This window comes from Pseudarthrobacter scleromae (assembly GCF_014644515.1).
In the GTDB taxonomy this organism is placed as follows: Bacteria; Actinomycetota; Actinomycetes; order Actinomycetales; family Micrococcaceae; genus Arthrobacter; species Arthrobacter scleromae.
The window spans coordinates 39308-56004 of sequence record NZ_BMKV01000004.1; the positions used below are offsets into that span (position 1 = coordinate 39308).

Sequence of the window (16697 nt, forward strand, 5' to 3'; positions counted from 1 at the left end):
TGCACAACGGCCGGCCAGCAACTCAGCACCACAGAATCAATCTGCTACAGAGCCGGAGACACTTGATGAGCCACGATCTGACAACGACAGCGGGAAAAATCGCCGATTTCCGCGACCGCCAGGCGCGTGCCGAACAGCCCTCCGGCCCTGAAGCCATCGAAAAGCAGCATGCGCGGGGCAAGAACACCGCCCGGGAGCGCATCGGCCTCCTGCTGGATGAAGACTCCTTCGTGGAGTTCGACGCCCTGGCCGTGCACCGCTCCACCGCGTTCGGCATGGAGAAGAAGAAGCCGCTGGGCGACGGCCTGGTTTCCGGCTACGGCACCGTGGACGGCCGCCTGGTGGCCGTGTACAGCCAGGACTTCTCCGTCTATGGCGGCTCGCTCAGCCAGGTCAACGGCGAAAAAATCGTCAAGGTGCAGGAGTTTGCGCTGCGCAACGGCTGCCCCGTCGTCGGTATCCTTGACGGCGGCGGAGCCCGCATCCAGGAAGGCGTGGCCTCCCTGGCGATGTTCGCGGACATCTTCCGCAACAACGTCCACGCCTCCGGCGTCGTCCCGCAGATCTCCCTGATCATGGGCCCCTCAGCCGGCGGGGCCGCCTACTCCCCCGCCCTCACCGACTACGTGGTGATGGTGGACAAGACCTCCCACATGTTCATCACCGGCCCGGACGTCATCAAGACGGTGACCGGCGAGGATGTTGACATGGAAACCCTCGGCGGCGCCCGGCAGCACAACGCCACTACAGGAACGTCCACCTACCTCGCCTCCGACGAAGGGGATGCCATCGAGTTCGTCCGCGAACTTCTGGACTTCCTGCCGTCCAACAACCTGTCCGAGGCGCCCGTCCTGGAGCACACCCAGGAGCTGGAACTCGACGACGACGACCTCGCCCTGGATGCGCTCATCCCCGACTCCGCCAACCAGCCCTACGACATGCGCACGGTGGTTGAGCAGATCGTGGACGACGGACACTTCCTGGAAATGCAGGCCCTGTACGCGCCTAACGTCATGATCGGCTACGGCCGGGTGGAAGGCCACACGGTGGGCATCGTTGCCAACCAGCCCCTGCAGTTCGCCGGCACCCTGGACATCGCGGCGTCGGAAAAGGCGGCCCGGTTCGTCCGGCACTGCGACGCGTTCAACATTCCCATCATTACCCTGGTGGACGTCCCCGGCTTCCTGCCCGGCAAGGACCAGGAATTCCAGGGCATTATCCGCCGCGGCGCCAAGCTCCTGTACGCCTACGCCGAGGCCACCGTTCCCAAGCTCACCGTGATCACCCGCAAGGCCTATGGCGGCGCCTACATCGTGATGGGCTCCAAGAAGCTCGGCGCCGACCTGAACCTGGCCTGGCCCACCGCCCAGATCGGCGTCATGGGCGCCCAGGGCGCCGTCAACATCCTGTACCGGCGCGACCTCGCCGCAGTGGCGGAGTCCGGCGGCGACGTCGATGCACGCCGCGCCGAGGTGATCCGGCAGTACGAGGAGGAGCTCCTTAACCCCTATCAGGCGGCGGAACTCGGGTACGTTGACGCCGTCATCGCCCCCTCCGAAACCCGCCTGCAGATCATCAGGGGCCTGCGCGCCCTGCGCGACAAGCGCGCCAGCCTCCCCACCAAGAAGCATGGGAACATCCCGCTGTGACCCCCATCGAGCCTGCTGACGACAGCAATGCACCCGCCATGCCCCTGCTCTCAGTGGTCAAGGGGCAGCCGACAGCCGAGGAGCTGGCGGCGCTGACCGCCGTCGTACTCTCCCTTGGCGGCGTCCAGCACACCGGGACGGACAAGCCGCCGGTCCGGCACTGGGTCCGCCGCCAGCGGCTGAGGCTGGATCCCACCCCGGGTCCCGGCGCGTGGAAGCGGAGCCGCGGCTAGCGGGACTGGCCGCACGCTCCGGCGGCGTGGGCCTGTTCGGAAAAGCCGCAGCGCCGTTAGTCTCTGAGGGTGACTACAGACACCTCTCCTGCCGCCCGCCCGCATACCCGCATCGACGCCGTCGCAGATGACTACACCGACACCCTGATCAGGCTGAATCCGTCCTTCGCCACCACCCTCGGCGTTCCCGGGCACGAAACCGAATACCAGGACTTCTCCCCCGCGGGCATCGCCGAATTCGCCGAGGCCGCACGCAAGGCGCTGACCGACCTCGAGGGCCTCGCGCCGGAGGACGATGTTGACGCCGTCACACTCGACGCCATGCAGGAGCGGCTGGGCCTGCAGCTGCTGATCCACGCCTCGGGCTGGGATTACGCCGACCTGAACAACATCGCCTCCCCGGCACAGGACATCCGCGCCATCTTCGACCTCATGCCGACGGAGACCGTGCAGGACTGGCAGCACATTGCCGGCCGCGCGTCCAACGTTCCCGCAGCCATCGCCGGCTACACCGAATCCCTGCGGCTCGCGAGGGACGCCGGCCGGGTCGCCGCGGTGCGCCAGGTCAGGATCGTCATTGAGCAGGTCACGAAGTACGCCGCCGGGGACGGCTTCTTTGCGAAGCTCGCGGCAGGGGCAGCCACGGCCACCGGGCCGCTGCCCGCCGCCCTCCAGGAAGAGCTCGACGCCGGCGCTGCCGCAGCCCGGGCAGCATACGCCGGGCTGGCGGAGTTCCTTCGTGCGGAGCTGCTGCCCGCCGCGCCCGAGAAGGACGCCGTGGGCCGGGCCCGCTACGCCCTCGCCTCCCGCTCGTTCCTTGGCGCGACGGTTGACCTGGAAGAGACCTACGCCTGGGGCGTGGAGGAACTGGACAGGCTCATCGCCCGGCAGGAGCAGGTGGCGGACACCATCAAGGCCGGCGCCACCATCGCCGAGGCCAAGGAAATCCTAAACAACGATCCCGCGCGCCAGCTGAAAGGAAAGGAGGCGCTGCGGGCATGGATGCAGGAGCTCTCGGACAAAGCCGTGGCCGAACTCGCCGGCGTCCACTTCGACATCCCGGACGTCATGAAGAAGCTGGAATGCCTGATCGCGCCCACCGACGAAGGGGGCATCTACTACACCGGCCCCTCGGATGACTTCAGCCGCCCCGGCCGCATGTGGTGGTCCGTCCCCGCCGGCGAGGACACCTTCACCACCTGGGCCGAAACCACCACCGTCTACCACGAGGGCGTGCCGGGCCACCACCTCCAGGTGGCCACCGCCACCTACCGCCGCGAACTGCTGAACAAATGGCGGCGCAACGTCTGCTGGACCTCCGGCCACGGCGAAGGCTGGGCGCTGTATGCCGAAAACCTCATGCAGGAACTGGGCTACCTGAACGATCCCGGCGACCACATGGGCATGCTGGACATGCAACGGATGCGGGCCGCCCGCGTGGTGTTCGACATCGGCGTCCACCTTGAACTGGAGGTCCCCGAGCGCTGGGGCACCGGCACGTGGACCCCGGACAAAGGCTATGAATTCCTGAAGGAGAACCTGCCCATCAGCGAAGGACAACTCAACTTCGAGTTCACGCGCTACCTGGGCTGGCCGGGCCAGGCGCCGTCCTACAAGGTGGGCCAGCGGCTCTGGGAACAAATCCGCGCGGAACTCGATGCACGCCCCGGGTTCGACGTCAAAGAGTTCCACACGAAGGCTTTGAACGTAGGCTCGGTCGGACTAGACACGCTCCGGCGGGCGCTGCTCGGTTGACAGTTCCGCGGGTGACAGACATCCTCTGCGCGCTGCTCGTACCTCGCTCTGACGCGCGCTGCCGGACGCCTGTCACGCGCTCCCCCAGGCGCGGCGCCACGGGCGCCTTCCGAAAGCGTGCGTCAGAGCGACGAAGGAGCAGCACGCGTGGAAGGTGGCCGTGTCGGCGTGCCAAACGCGAGATGTTAAGCACACCCGGACCGGGAATACTTAACATAAAGGGCTGAAACCCTTGTCTTCACAGGGATTTTTGGCTTCGGTGAAAACTTGGGGTGCGTAATATTTCTCAATGTTCGTTCGCCGTGGTATGCGGGATGGCCCTAGCGTATTCGGGTGAGCACTCAGACAAGCACCCCCTCTCCCGCAGGAAAGACCGGCTTCCAGCTGCCCAAATGGGCTGGCTCGTTCGGCTTCCAGATCATCGCCGCCCTCATCGTGGGGCTCGGCCTCGGCCTGCTGGCCAAGTACACCGGCAGCACCAAGGCCAGCCCCAACGCCCTTGGCGCCACACTGCAGACTATCGGCTCCAGCTACGTGTCGCTGCTGCAGACCGCCGTCGTACCCCTGATCTTTACCGCAGTGGTCAGCTCCATCTCGAACCTGCGCCAGGTCTCCAACGCCGCCAAGCTCGCCTGGAACACCCTGCTGTGGTTCGCCATCACGTCCCTGATCGCCGTGCTGATCGGCATCGGCCTGGGTGTCCTGCTGCAGCCCGGTGCCAACACCGGCATCTCAGAGGAAGCCAAGTACTCCGGCAAGTCCGGTGACTGGTGGGCCTTCCTGGCGGGCCTCTTCCCCAAGAACTTCCTGGGACTCGGTGCCAGCTCCACCGTTGCCGAATCCGGCGCGGTCACCACCTCCGTCAGCTTCAACGTGCTCCAGATCCTCGTGATCGCCATCGCCGTCGGTGTTGCCGCACTCAAGGTGGGCAAGGCTGCCGAACCCTTCCTGAGCCTGAACGCTTCGGCGCTGGCCGTCATCCAGAAGGTGCTGTGGTGGATCATCCGAATCGCCCCGCTGGGCACCGTGGGCCTCATCGGCAACGCCGTTGCCGTCTACGGCTGGGACACCATCGGTTCCCTGGGCAAGTTCACCTTCGCCATCTACGTGGGCCTGGCCCTGGTCATCTTCGCGGTGTACCCCATCCTGGTCCGCGCCCACGGCCTCTCGGTCAAGCAGTACTTCTCGGGCGTGTGGCCCGCTGTCCAGCTGGCCTTCGTCTCCCGCTCCTCCGTGGGCACCCTGCCGCTGACCCAGCGCGTCACCGAGCGCAGCCTGGGCGTCCCCCGCGCCTACGCCTCCTTCGCCGTGCCGCTGGGAGCCACCACCAAGATGGACGGCTGCGCCGCAATCTACCCCGCGATCTCAGCCATCTTCGTGGCCCAGTTCTTCGGCATCCAGCTGGACTTCACCCAGTACCTGCTGATCGCCCTGGTTTCCGTGCTTGGTTCCGCGGCCACGGCCGGCACTACCGGCGCCGTGGTGATGCTTACGCTGACGCTGTCCACGCTGGGTTTGCCGCTGGCCGGCGTCGGACTGCTCCTGGCCATCGATCCGATCCTGGACATGGGCCGCACCGCGGTCAACGTGGCCGGCCAGGCCCTGGTTCCCACCATCGTGGCCAAGCGCCAGGGCATCCTGGACGAGCAGCTGTACAACGCGCCCCGCAACGGCACGCCGTTTGTTGACGACAGCTTCGACTCTGACGCCGCTCCCCAGGACGGCACCACCACGGACACCGCTCCGCGCCACCTGGAGGATGCGAAGGCCTAAGGGCCCCTGCTCACCCACCACGAAGAAGTCCCCGGGAACCAACCGTTCCCGGGGACTTCTTTCTGTGTGAAGCGCCAACTCTGTCTCAGGCGCTACCCAGCAGGGGCGAGGCCAGGCGTGCGGTCAGTGTCCGCCGCCACCGATCACGCCGCTCTCCACCGCCTTGGTGACGGCGTCCGCCTCGGCCTGGGTCAGTTTTCCGTCCGCAACGGCCTGGTCCAACCGGGCCTTCAGGCCCGCCGCCTTCTCTGCCTGCCGTTCGCTGCGGAGCTCCTCCAGCGCCGTGGTGACCGTGGATTCCTCGATGCCAAGCGATTCAGCCAGCGACTTCGCAAGGGCGGCCTCGCGGGTAGCTGCATCAGGCTTCTCCCCTTCCGCCGGAGGACCGGCGGGCTTGTTGGCCTCGCGGAAGGCCTGCAGGGCATCGGTCACCTTGGCTTCCTCAACGCCCAGCTTCTCTGCCAGAGCGGACGCCTGAGCCACCGCACGCTCACCGCCCCGGCCGCCGTGCTTGCCCATGCCGCCGCCGCCCGGCGCGGTGCTGGTGCTGCCGTCTGCCGATGCGCTCGAGCTCGCGCTGGGGGTGGGAGTGGGTGTCGTGGTGGCGGAGGCCATGCCGGCAACGCCGATTCCGGCGCCAAGGGCCAGCGCCGTGGCTGACAGGCCGAGGGTCATTTTCTTTGTGCGTGACATTTCTTGTCTCCTGGTACTGCCGTCCGGGACGGCTGCTGATCCTTAGTCCTTTTCGGGACATTTCCAGCATCGGCAAGCAACTCATGGAAGAGCTGTTGGGAACCTTTCATTCTGCTGTGAAAGTAAGTTGCCCATAGTGCAAACTTGCACGTAGTGTAAAAGCGTGACAGTTTCCGCAGACCCCACCCCGCCGGAAGCCCCCGGGCAACCAGGCGACCAGCCACCCGCGCCGACATCGCGGCGGGAGCTGAACAAAGCCGCCACCCGGCAGGCCATTACAGACGCCGCTCTGACCCTCCTGCGCAGCAGCGGGCCCGGGAACTTCACTGTGGAGGACATCGCAGACGCCGCCGGAATTTCACGCCGGACCTTCTTCAACTACTTCGGCAGCACCGACGCCGCGCTGGCCTCCGTCACCCACGGCTTCCTGGACAACGCCATCCAGCAGTTCAAACTCCGGCCCGCGGACGAGCCCGTCCTCCAGTCCGCCCAAGAAGCACTGATGGCCCTTGCGGACCCGATGACGGTGGCCCCGCTGGCCGAACTGTTCACACTGACCCAGCAGAGCAGCCTGATGTCCCACTCCGAACTGGAAGCCTGGGACCACTGCCGGGAACAGATCACCGCAGTGGCCCGCGACCGTGCGTCCGCCACACCCGGTGCAGCGGACGAGCTCTACCTCCGCGCCCTGGCGGGGTCGGTGATTTCCTGCGGCAAGGCCGCCATGGAGGTCTGGTTTTCCCGCCGCGGCGCCGACCTCTCACCGGCTTCCCTCGCGGAGCTCAGGCAGCTCCTGATAGACGCCATGGCCCTGCTCGGTTCCGGTTTCACCACGGGCGGCACGCCCGCCCCCTCATCCTCAGCCTCCCGTTCCTCCTGATCAGATCGGTCCCCTCACATGGCACTGTTCCTTTACCGCCTGGGCAAGTTCTCCTACCGCCGGCGCTGGCTGGTCATTTCCCTCTGGCTTGCCGCCCTGCTGGCCGTTGGCGGCGCCGCCGCAGCGTTCCACGGCACGCTGTCCAACAACTTCCAGATTCCCGGCACGGAGACGCAGCGGATCGCCGACAAGCTGAAGGAAGAGCTTCCCTCAGCATCCGGAGGCACCGCCACCATCGTTTTTGAGGCGCCCGACGCCGGCTTTACCACCGAAAGCCGGACCGCCGTCACGGATGCGCTCAAGAAGCTTGAGACCGTACCGGACGTCCGCGGCACCGTGAATCCCTTCGCCACGCAGGCCCAGGTTGACCAGGCAGGGCAGGCCATCACCGACGGCGAGCAGCAGCTTGCCGCGGGCCAGGCCCAACTGGACGCCTCCCGCGCCCAGGTGGAAGCCGGCCAGGCACAGCTGGCCGCAGCAGAGCAGCAACTTTCGGCAGCCGGCGCCCCTGCCGCGCTCATCGAGGCCCAGCTCGGCCAGCAAAAGGCGGCACTGGCCGAGGGCCAGGCAAGGCTTGAGGCCGGCGCCCGGGAGCTGGAAACCAGCAAGGCAAAGCTCGAGCTCGGCAAGCGCCAGGCAGAAGCGTCCTCGGCCATTCGGTTCGTGTCCGAAGACGGCCGCGCCGCCGTCGCCCAGGTCCAGTTCAACACCTCCATCAACGGCCTGAGCCCCGAGGTCCGCCAGCAGGTCCAGGACATCGCCCACGAGACGTCCGGCGCCGGCGTCACCGCCTACGCCAGCAAGGAAATCACCGAGGACATCTCGGAACTCTTCGGCGCCGCTGAGATCATCGGCATTGCGGTGGCGGCCCTGGTCCTGATCCTGATGCTGGGCACGCTGGTTGCCGCCGGACTGCCGCTGCTGATGGCCGTGGTGGGCGTCGGCGTGGGGGTCGGCATCACGTTCGCCCTGTCCGGCCTCTTCGACATGAGCTCCATCTCCCCCATGCTGGCCCTCATGCTGGGCCTGGCCGTGGGCATCGATTACTCCCTGTTCATCGTCAACCGCCACCGGACGCAGCTGCTGGCCGGGATGGACCCGGAGGAATCCGTGGCGCGGGCCACCGGCACCTCCGGCAACGCCGTGGTTTTCGCCGGCCTGACCGTGATCATCGCCCTCGCCGCACTGGTGGTGCCGGGCCTGCCGTTCCTCACCGTCATGGGCCTCGCCGCGGCCGGCACCGTTGCCGTGGCCGTCCTGGTGGCCATCACCCTGACGCCCGCCATGCTGTCCCTGATCGGCCGGCGCATCATCTCCCGGCGGGCCTGGGCCAAAGCCGATGCCCACAACGCGGAGCCCGGCCACGAAGCAGCAGATGAGGCCAGGGACCGCGAGCGCAGCACCCGTGGCTGGGGCGGCCTGGTCACCCGCCACCCCATCCTGGCCCTCCTGGCCGGCGTGCTCCTCCTGGGTACCCTCGCGCTGCCGGCCACCCAGCTGCAGCTCGCACTGCCCGACGGCGGCTCCGAACCCGTGGATTCCGAGGCCTACCAGGCGTACGACCTCACGGCCCGCAGCTTCGGCGAGGGCGTCACCGGCCCCATCGTCGCCGTGGGCGAGTTCCCGGCCGGCCTCGACGAGGCCCAGGCACAGACCCTGCAGTACGACGTGGCCGACAAGCTCCGCGCCGTGGACAATGTGGTGGCCGCCGTGCCGGTTGCCCTCAGCGAGGACCGCCGGACCGCCGTCTTCCAGGTCATCCCCGAGGAAGGCCCGGCCAGCGCCAGCACCGTCAACGTGGTGTCCGAGCTCCGCGGCCTCAATGATGACATCCAGTCCGAGCACGGGGTGGCGATGGGCCTGACCGGCCAGACGGCCGGCAACATCGACGTCTCCACCAAGCTGGGTGACGCCCTGCCGCCCTACCTGGCGATCGTCGTCGGACTTTCCCTGATCCTGCTGCTGCTGGTCTTCCGCTCCATCGTGGTGCCGCTGCTGGCCACGGGGGGTTTCCTCCTCTCGCTCGCCGCAGCCTTCGGCGCCGTGGTGGCCGTCTACCAGTGGGGCTGGCTCGGCGGCGTGTTCGACGTCGCCAACCCCGGCGCCGTGCTGAGCTTCCTGCCCATCATCCTGATCGGTGTGCTGTTTGGCCTGGCCATGGACTACCAGGTGTTCATCGCCTCGGGCATGCGGGAGGCCTACATGCACGGTTCCACCGCCAAGGAGGCCGTCCGGGTGGGCTTCCGCCACGCGGCCGCTGTGGTGACCGCCGCCGCGATCATCATGGTCAGTGTTTTTGCGGGCTTCATCTTCAGCCACCTCACCATGGTCCGGCCGCTGGGCTTCGCGATGGCGTTCGGTGTGCTCCTGGACGCCTTCGTGGTGCGCATGACCATCGTCCCGGCCGTAATGTACCTGCTGGGTGAAAAGTCCTGGTGGCTGCCCCGGTGGCTGGACCGGATCCTGCCTGACGTGGACGTGGAGGGCGCCAAGCTCAACCGGTCCGAGGCGGCACCGGTTCCCGGGGAACTGGTCCACCAGGGCGGGCCGGTCAATTAGGCTGGATTTGTGGTCCGCCTGATTCTTGCATCCCAGTCCCCCGCCCGCACCAAGCTCCTGGCCGAGGCCGGTATCCGGCACTCCATCCTGGTGTCCGACGTGGACGAGGACGCCGTCCAGGCCCGCTACGGCGTCACCGATCCGCACGACACCGCCCTGCTGCTGGCCAGGGCCAAGGCCGAGGCGGTGGCTGCGCTGCCGGAAGCTGAGGGCGCGCTGGTGCTGGGCTGCGACTCTGTGTTCGAGTTCGACGGCGAGGCGCACGGCAAGCCGTACACCGCCGAGATCGCCCGCGAGCGCATGCTGCGGATGAGCGGCAACACCGGGGTGCTGCATACGGGCCATTGGCTGGTGGACTGCCGGGACACACATTCCGACGACGACGGCGAAGGTACCGGTACCGGCGCCACCCTCGGGACGGTGGCCTCGGCCGAGGTCGCCTTCCTGGAGATGGACCCGGCAGAAATCGACGCCTACATCGCCACGGGCGAGCCGCTGCACTGTGCCGGCTCCTTCACCATCGACGGCCTGGGTGGGGCGTTCATCCGGAAGGTCGACGGCGACCCGCACGCCGTCGTCGGGCTTTCCGTCTCCACCCTCCGCAGCCTCCTTGCCGCCGCGAACGTGCGCATCACCGACCTCTGGCGCGGCTGACGGTTCCTGCAGCGCCCGCAACAAAAGCGCCGCAATTAGCAGGGTCTTGTAGCTTCCCTACAAAGCTTGGCCCGTTTACACGCGGATTCCGCAAGTAATATCGGCGGAACCCTCAAAACCGCGCTAGGCTCCCTGAAGGAAAGAAGGAGACGCCTTGTCAGCAAATTTGGAGCAGTCCGCAGGAACCACGCAGTCGACCCTCACAAAGGTGCTGATCGCCAACCGCGGTGAGATCGCCGTCCGCATCATCCGGGCCGCCCGCGACGAAGGCATCGCCTCAGTGGCCGTCTACGCGGATCCGGACCGCGACGCCCTGCACGTCCGCCTCGCTGACGAGGCCTACGCCCTGGGCGGCAACACCGCGGCCGAGTCCTACCTGGTCATGGACAAGATCATCGACGCCGCCCGCCAGTCCGGCGCCGACGCCATCCACCCCGGCTATGGCTTCCTGGCCGAAAATGCCGAGTTCGCCGCGAAGGTGATCGCCGCCGGCATCACCTGGATCGGCCCCTCCCCCGAAGCCATCTCCGCCCTCGGCGACAAGGTCCAGGCCCGCCACATCGCGGAAAAGGTCGGGGCCCCGCAGGTCCCCGGCACCGCCGACCCGGTGGAATCCGCCGAGGAAATCCTCGAGTTCGTGGACCGGCACGGCCTGCCCGTGGCCATCAAGGCTGCGTTTGGCGGCGGCGGGCGCGGCATCAAGGTGGCCCGCACCCGCGAGGAAATCCCCGAGCTCTTCGAATCCGCCGTGCGCGAGGCCACCGCCGCGTTCGGCCGCGGCGAGTGCTTCATCGAGCGCTTCCTGGACGCTCCCCGGCATGTCGAGACCCAGTGCCTGGCGGATGCCCACGGCAACGTCGTGGTGGTTTCCACCCGCGACTGCTCGCTCCAGCGCCGCAACCAGAAGCTCGTCGAAGAAGCCCCGGCGCCGTTCCTCACCGAAGATCAGAACCGCCGGCTCTACGAGTCCTCCAAGGCGATCCTCAAGGAGGCAGGCTACCTGGGCGCCGGCACCTGCGAATTCCTGGTGGGACAGGACGGCACCATCTCCTTCCTGGAAGTGAACACGCGCCTTCAGGTGGAGCACTGCGTGTCCGAGGAAGTCACCGGCATCGACCTGGTGCGCGAGCAGTTCCGGCTGGCCCGCGGCGAAGAGCTCGGCTACGGCGACCCGGAGGTGCGCGGGCACTCCTTCGAGTTCCGCATCACCGGCGAGGACCCGGGCCGCAACTTCATGCCGGCGCCCGGCACCGTGCGCGTGCTGAAGAACCCCACCGGCCCGGGAGTCCGCATCGACTCAGGCATCGAGCAGGGTGACGAGATCAGCGGCAACTTCGATTCCATGCTCTCCAAGCTGATCGTCACCGGAGCCACCCGTCCCCAGGCCCTGCAGCGTGCCCGCCGCGCGCTTGAGGAAATGGTGGTGGAGGGCATCCCCACGGTTATCCCGTTCGACCTCGCGGTGGTGTCCGATCCTGCGTTCGCCCCGGCCGAGGGCCCGTTCACGGTCCACACCCGGTGGATCGAAACAGAATTCGTCAACAACCTTCCGGCCTGGACGCCCGAGGGCTCCGCCGACGTGGACGGCGCGGCCGACGACCGCCAGCGCGTGGTGGTCGAAGTGGGCGGCAAGCGCCTGGAAGTGGTCCTGCCCGCATCCCTGGGTTCCCTGGGAACGGGAGGGGCGGCGGCCGCGAAGCCGGCAAAGTCGAAGAAGCGCTCCCGCTCCGGCGGTCCTGCAGCGGCCACGGGCAATGCACTGACCTCCCCGATGCAGGGAACCATCGTCAAGGTGGCTGTTGCCAACGGCGACGTCGTCTCCGAAGGCGACCTGGTGGTGGTCCTCGAGGCGATGAAGATGGAGCAGCCCCTGACGGCGCACCGCTCCGGAATCGTCATCGGGCTGGAGGCGTCCTCCGGTGAAACAGTGTCTGCCGGCGCCATCATCGCCATGATCGAAGACCAGTAAGCGCCGGAGGCACCCATGCTCGCACCCAGTTTCCAGGAAGAAGTGGGCAGGTACCACCTGGCCGTCCCCGAAATTACCCGGGGCAATCCCGAGCCCGTCAAGGAACTCTATTCCCGGCTGGACGACGTCACGCTGGCCAACCCCTTTGGCGGGATCGCCCGCGGCTGGGCGCAGGTGGAGGCGAGGCTGGACCAGGCTGCCCGGCAGTTCCAGGACGGCCAGATGCTGGGGTTCGACACCATCACGTCCTACACCGCACGGGACACCGCCTACCTGGTGGAGACCGAACACTTCCGGGCCCGCCTGGACGGTGCGGCTGTCGCCGAGGAGTTCGCGCTCCGGGTGACCAGCATCTTCCGGCGCGAGGAAGGCTACTGGAAGCTCGTGCACCGGCATGCGGACCCTGCCGCGCGCCCGCAGTCGCGCCGCTCCCTCACCCAGCCCCCGGGCTAGCTGACAGCTCCGGCCCAAACCGGCACACTTAGCAGATGCTGCCTTTCCTGCTCCTGGCCTCCCGGGCCGAGGACGCTGCCGCCGACGACGAATACGACGCCTACCTGCGCTATGGCGGCCTGGAAGAGCGGGAACTGCGCCGCGTCAGGCTCGAGGCTGCCCCGCTGCCGGACCTGGACCTCGCGGACTACTCGGGGGTCATTGTTGGCGGAAGCCCCTTCACCTCGAGCGATCCGGCGGAAGAGAAATCAGCCGTCCAGCAGCGGGTGGAACGTGAACTGTCCGGGCTGCTGGACGGGCTGGTGGCCAGGGATTTCCCGTTCCTGGGCGCCTGCTACGGCGTGAGCACCCTCGGCACGCACCAGGGCGCCGTCATCGACAGGACCTATGGTGAACCGCTGGGCGGAGTGGAGATAGAACTCACGGACGCGGGACTCGAGGACCCGGTCCTGAAGGGGATGCCGCGCACCTTTACCGCCTTCACCGGCCACAAGGAGGCCTGCACCACCCTGCCGCCGCACGCCGTGCTGCTTGCGCGCTCCGAAGCCTGCCCGGTGCACATGTTCCGCATCCGGACGAACCTGTACGCCACGCAGTTCCACCCCGAACTGGACGTAAACGGGCTCATCACCCGCATCGACATCTACCGCCACGCCGGCTACTTCCCGCCGGAATCGGCTGAAGACCTGATGGAGAACGCCCGGCAGTTCACCGTCACCGAACCCATGAAGGTGCTGCGGAACTTCGTGGACCGCTACGCCCGGTGACACCGCGGGCGGCCCCGAAGCGCCGCCGTCGTGCGTTCCCGCCCGCCTGCTCCGGCCCTGGACGCAAAAGTGCCCGGCGCACTCCCCTGTTGACGGGGAACGCACCGGGCACCGCAGCCACGAACCGGGCTGGAACGTACAGTCCGTTTTCCTAGGCCACGTTGTTCTCGTAGTCCAGGTCGCGGGTTTCCTTGCTCACGAACAGGGCAATGAGCGTCAGCACGGCCATGGAGGTCAGGTAGACGCCCACCAGGACGGGGCTGCCGTCCGCGAGTTCCCACAGCGCGACGGCGATGAACGGGGCCACCGCTGCGCCCAGGATGCTGGAGAAGTTGTAGCTCACTGCCGACCCGGTGTACCGGACGTTGGTGGGGAACAGTTCGGGCAATAGCGCGCCCATCGGCCCGAACGTCAGGCCCATCAGGGAGAACCCGATCACCAGCAGCGCCATGGTGCCAACGAACCCGCCGCTAAACAGCGGGACGAACAGCAGGCCGAAGACGAAGATTCCGCCGGTGACGGCCAGGAGCATCTTGCGGCGGCCGTACTTCTCGGCCAGCGGTCCGGAGACGAGGGTGAAGATGCCGAAGAAGACGACGCCGGCAATCAGCATCCACAGGAAGTCGTTGCGGGTGTAGCCCAGGCCGGGGACGAACGCCGCGGCGGCCGCTTCCGACATCGGCTTTCCGGCCTTTTCAGCCGCGGCCCTGGCAGCGTCCAGCGTGGCGGGACGGGTGCCGTAGGTGAGGGTAAATGTGGTCATCAGGTAGAAGAGCACATACGTGGCGAGCATGATGAACGTGCCAAGGATGAGCTGGCGCCAGCTGGTCTTGAACACCCGGCCCAGCGGCAGCTTGGCCACCTCGTTGGACTCGATCACCTTGGTGAAGGCAGGAGTTTCGATCAGCTTCAGGCGGACGTACAGTCCGATGATCACCATGACGGCGCTGAGCAGGAACGGCACGCGCCAGCCCCAGGCCTGGAAGTCAGCCGGCGAGAGCGCGTAGCTGAACACCAGGAAGATGACGTTGGCGATGATGAAGCCGATGGGCGCGCCCAGCTGCGGGAAGGTGCCGTAGATGGCGCGCTTGTTGGCCGGGGCATTCTCCGTGGCCAGCAGCGCGGCGCCGCTCCATTCACCACCCAGGGCCAGGCCCTGGGCGAAACGCATGACCACCAGCAGGGCCGGAGCCCAGAACTCCCAGCCCGGAACCAGTGCGGTGGGCAGGCAGCCGATCAGGAAGGTCGCAATACCCATGGTCAGGAGGGATGCCACCAGGGTGCCCTTGCGGCCGAACTTGTCGCCGAAATGGCCAAAGACGATCGAGCCGAGGGGGCGTGCGATAAACGCCACGCCGAACACGGCAAACGAGCTCAGGAGCTGGGTGGTTTCGTTCTGGTTGGGGAAGAACAGCTGCGGGAAAACGAGCACCGCGGCGGTGGCGTAGACGTAGAAGTCGTAGAACTCAACCGTGGTGCCGATCAGACTGGCAACGATCACGCGTCCGCGTGAGTTCACCGGCTGGGACCCGGACACCGTGGAGGTATGGGTGGATGACATAGGTAAACGCTTTCGTGAGGACCGGCCGGACCCGGGGTAAGGGAACGGCTCGAAATAATCAGAGTTCAATATTAGTTCCCTCCGTCCAGTCAATGGACGAAAGGTCCAGCATGCGGACCTGTGGGGTGTGTCTCATTGTGTGGTCCACACCGCCCGCCTCACACCCGGCAAGGTGTGCCGATAGGCAAATGTCACAGCGCGTTAACACTTGGCGTCCGTCCACGAAACGCGGCTTCCCTACCTTGGAGGAACAACATCCCCCAGAAGGAGGTACCCCGTGACTGTTGACCGCACCGCCGATGCCGGCACCGGAAGTTCCGTTGATCTCGAAGACTCCGCATTGCCCGGAACCGCCGCATCCGCCAGCGCACAGCCCGGCCCTACCCGCACCACAGACGCCCCCGCCCTTGAACACCGCCCCGGCCGCTGGATCGCCAACTGGGACGCCGAGAACAAGGAACAGTGGGAAACCGCAGGCCGCTCCATTGCACGCCGCAACCTGAACTGGTCAATCTTCGCCGAATTCCTCGGCTTTGTCGTATGGCAGCTCTGGTCCATCGTGGTGGTCCAGCTCCCCGCAGCGGGCTTCAACTTCTCCACCTCCGAAATATTCTGGCTGATCTCCATGCCCAGCCTGGTGGGTGCCACGCTGCGCATCCCTTACACCTTCATGGTCCCCCGCTTCGGCGGCCGCAACTGGACCATCGTGTCCGCCCTGCTGCTCCTGATCCCCTCCATCGGCCTGGCCCTGTGTGTCTCCAACCCGGAAACCCCCTTCGGCGTCATGCTCCTGGTGGCCGCCCTGGCAGGCTTCGGCGGCGGCAACTTCGCCAGCTCCATGGCCAACATCACCTTCTTCTACCCCGCCCGCGAAAAGGGCTGGGCCCTGGGCCTGAACGCCGCCGGCGGCAACATGGGTGCCGCCGTCGCACAGCTGGCCGTTCCGATTGCCATCACCCTCCTCGCCGTCGGCACGGTCAACCTGCCCCTGGCGGGCTGGATGTGGGTCCCGTTCATCCTGATCGCCGCCTTCGGTGCCTGGAAGTACATGGACAACCTCACCAGTGCCAAGGGTGACGTGGCAGGCTCGATCGCAGCGCTGAAGGAACCGCACCTGTGGATCATGGCACTGCTCTACATCGGCACGTTCGGTTCCTTCATCGGCTTCGCCGGTGTCTTCCCCAAGCTGATCAAGGACTACTTCCCGGCTTTCTCCTCCATCGGAGTGGGCACCGTGGCACTGTCGCTGGCCTTCCTCGGCCCGCTGGTGGGCTCCCTGGCCCGCCCGTACGGCGGGCGCATGGCTGACCGGATGGGCGGGGCCCGGATGACCGTGGCCGCCTTCGCCTCCATGGCCGTCATCACCCTCACCATGATCTGGACCCTGCCGCTGAAGAACTTCTGGCTCTTCCTTGTCCTCTTCCTGATGCTCTTCACCGCCAGCGGCTTCGGCAACGGTGCAACCTACCGGATGATCCCCATCATCTTTGCCACCAACAGCCGCGCTGCCCGGAACGGTGCCAGCTCGGTGGCCACCCAGCGCCTCGCTTCCTCCGCCCTGGGCCTCATCTCCGCCATCGGCGCCTACGGCGGGTTCGTGATCCCGCAGGTGCTCAACGCCTCCAACTCGGCCAGCGGCTCCTACACCCCCGCTTTCTACGGCTTCGTCGGGGCGTACGTCCTGATGCTGGTGGTGTGCTGGGCCTGCTACATCCGCAACGCCAACCGAAATGCGATGGGACACGTCTAAC

Annotated in this window: 13 protein-coding genes; 11 read left to right on the forward strand and 2 right to left on the reverse strand. The window is 67.0% G+C overall.

Features of this window, described 5'->3' with window-relative positions; all coding sequences use genetic code 11:
• Positions 1-65 precede the first annotated feature (65 nt).
• From IEX33_RS11185 to IEX33_RS11200, 4 genes are all read left to right on the forward strand, one after another.
• Positions 66-1649 carry an acyl-CoA carboxylase subunit beta gene (locus tag IEX33_RS11185; protein WP_188730208.1) on the forward strand — a complete coding sequence of 528 codons (1584 nt, stop codon included), beginning with the start codon at positions 66-68 and terminating at the stop codon, positions 1647-1649.
• Between the two features lie 38 nt (positions 1650-1687).
• Entirely contained in the window at positions 1688-1882 is a 195-nt protein-coding gene (locus tag IEX33_RS11190; RefSeq protein WP_104185522.1) for an acyl-CoA carboxylase subunit epsilon, read from the forward strand.
• A 69-nt stretch (positions 1883-1951) separates the two neighbouring features.
• Positions 1952-3637, forward strand: a complete 1686-nt coding sequence (locus IEX33_RS11195) for a DUF885 domain-containing protein (RefSeq protein WP_188730210.1) — start codon at positions 1952-1954, stop codon at positions 3635-3637.
• A 333-nt stretch (positions 3638-3970) separates the two neighbouring features.
• Positions 3971-5410 (forward strand): dicarboxylate/amino acid:cation symporter, encoded by a 1440-nt coding sequence (locus tag IEX33_RS11200; RefSeq protein ID WP_188730212.1) that lies wholly within the window; start codon positions 3971-3973, stop codon positions 5408-5410.
• A 123-nt stretch (positions 5411-5533) separates the two neighbouring features.
• On the opposite strand, the gene IEX33_RS11205 is transcribed toward IEX33_RS11200, so the two are convergent.
• Positions 5534-6103, reverse strand: a complete 570-nt coding sequence (locus IEX33_RS11205) for a hypothetical protein (RefSeq protein ID WP_188730214.1) — start codon at positions 6101-6103, stop codon at positions 5534-5536.
• A gap of 163 nt (positions 6104-6266) precedes the next feature.
• Here IEX33_RS11205 and IEX33_RS11210 point away from each other — a divergent pair, with 163 nt between their 5' ends.
• The 6 genes from IEX33_RS11210 to IEX33_RS11235 all read left to right on the forward strand — a co-directional run bounded on the left by IEX33_RS11210 (position 6267) and on the right by IEX33_RS11235 (position 13385).
• Positions 6267-6983, forward strand: a complete 717-nt coding sequence (locus IEX33_RS11210; RefSeq protein WP_188730215.1) for a TetR/AcrR family transcriptional regulator — start codon at positions 6267-6269, stop codon at positions 6981-6983.
• Between the two features lie 18 nt (positions 6984-7001).
• On the forward strand, positions 7002-9542 hold the full coding sequence (locus IEX33_RS11215; RefSeq protein ID WP_188730217.1) for an MMPL family transporter: 2541 nt from the start codon (positions 7002-7004) through the stop codon (positions 9540-9542).
• A 9-nt stretch (positions 9543-9551) separates the two neighbouring features.
• Positions 9552-10196, forward strand: a complete 645-nt coding sequence (locus IEX33_RS11220) for a Maf family protein (RefSeq protein WP_188730220.1) — start codon at positions 9552-9554, stop codon at positions 10194-10196.
• A gap of 154 nt (positions 10197-10350) precedes the next feature.
• Positions 10351-12165, forward strand: coding sequence for an acetyl/propionyl/methylcrotonyl-CoA carboxylase subunit alpha (locus tag IEX33_RS11225; protein ID WP_188730222.1), 1815 nt, complete (start codon positions 10351-10353; stop codon positions 12163-12165).
• 15 nt (positions 12166-12180) lie between these two features.
• A complete protein-coding gene (locus tag IEX33_RS11230; RefSeq protein ID WP_188730224.1) occupies positions 12181-12618 on the forward strand; it encodes a YybH family protein in 438 nt (145 codons plus the stop codon).
• 35 nt (positions 12619-12653) lie between these two features.
• Complete coding sequence (locus IEX33_RS11235; RefSeq protein ID WP_188730226.1) at positions 12654-13385, forward strand: glutamine amidotransferase; 732 nt, start codon at positions 12654-12656, stop codon at positions 13383-13385.
• Positions 13386-13536: 151 nt separating this feature from the next.
• On the opposite strand, the gene IEX33_RS11240 is transcribed toward IEX33_RS11235, so the two are convergent.
• Positions 13537-14946: an MFS transporter gene (locus IEX33_RS11240; RefSeq protein WP_174179494.1), complete on the reverse strand. Its 1410-nt coding sequence runs from the start codon at positions 14944-14946 to the stop codon at positions 13537-13539.
• A gap of 277 nt (positions 14947-15223) precedes the next feature.
• Here IEX33_RS11240 and IEX33_RS11245 point away from each other — a divergent pair, with 277 nt between their 5' ends.
• Complete coding sequence (locus tag IEX33_RS11245) at positions 15224-16696, forward strand: MFS transporter (RefSeq protein WP_188730228.1); 1473 nt, start codon at positions 15224-15226, stop codon at positions 16694-16696.
• Position 16697 lies beyond the last annotated feature (1 nt).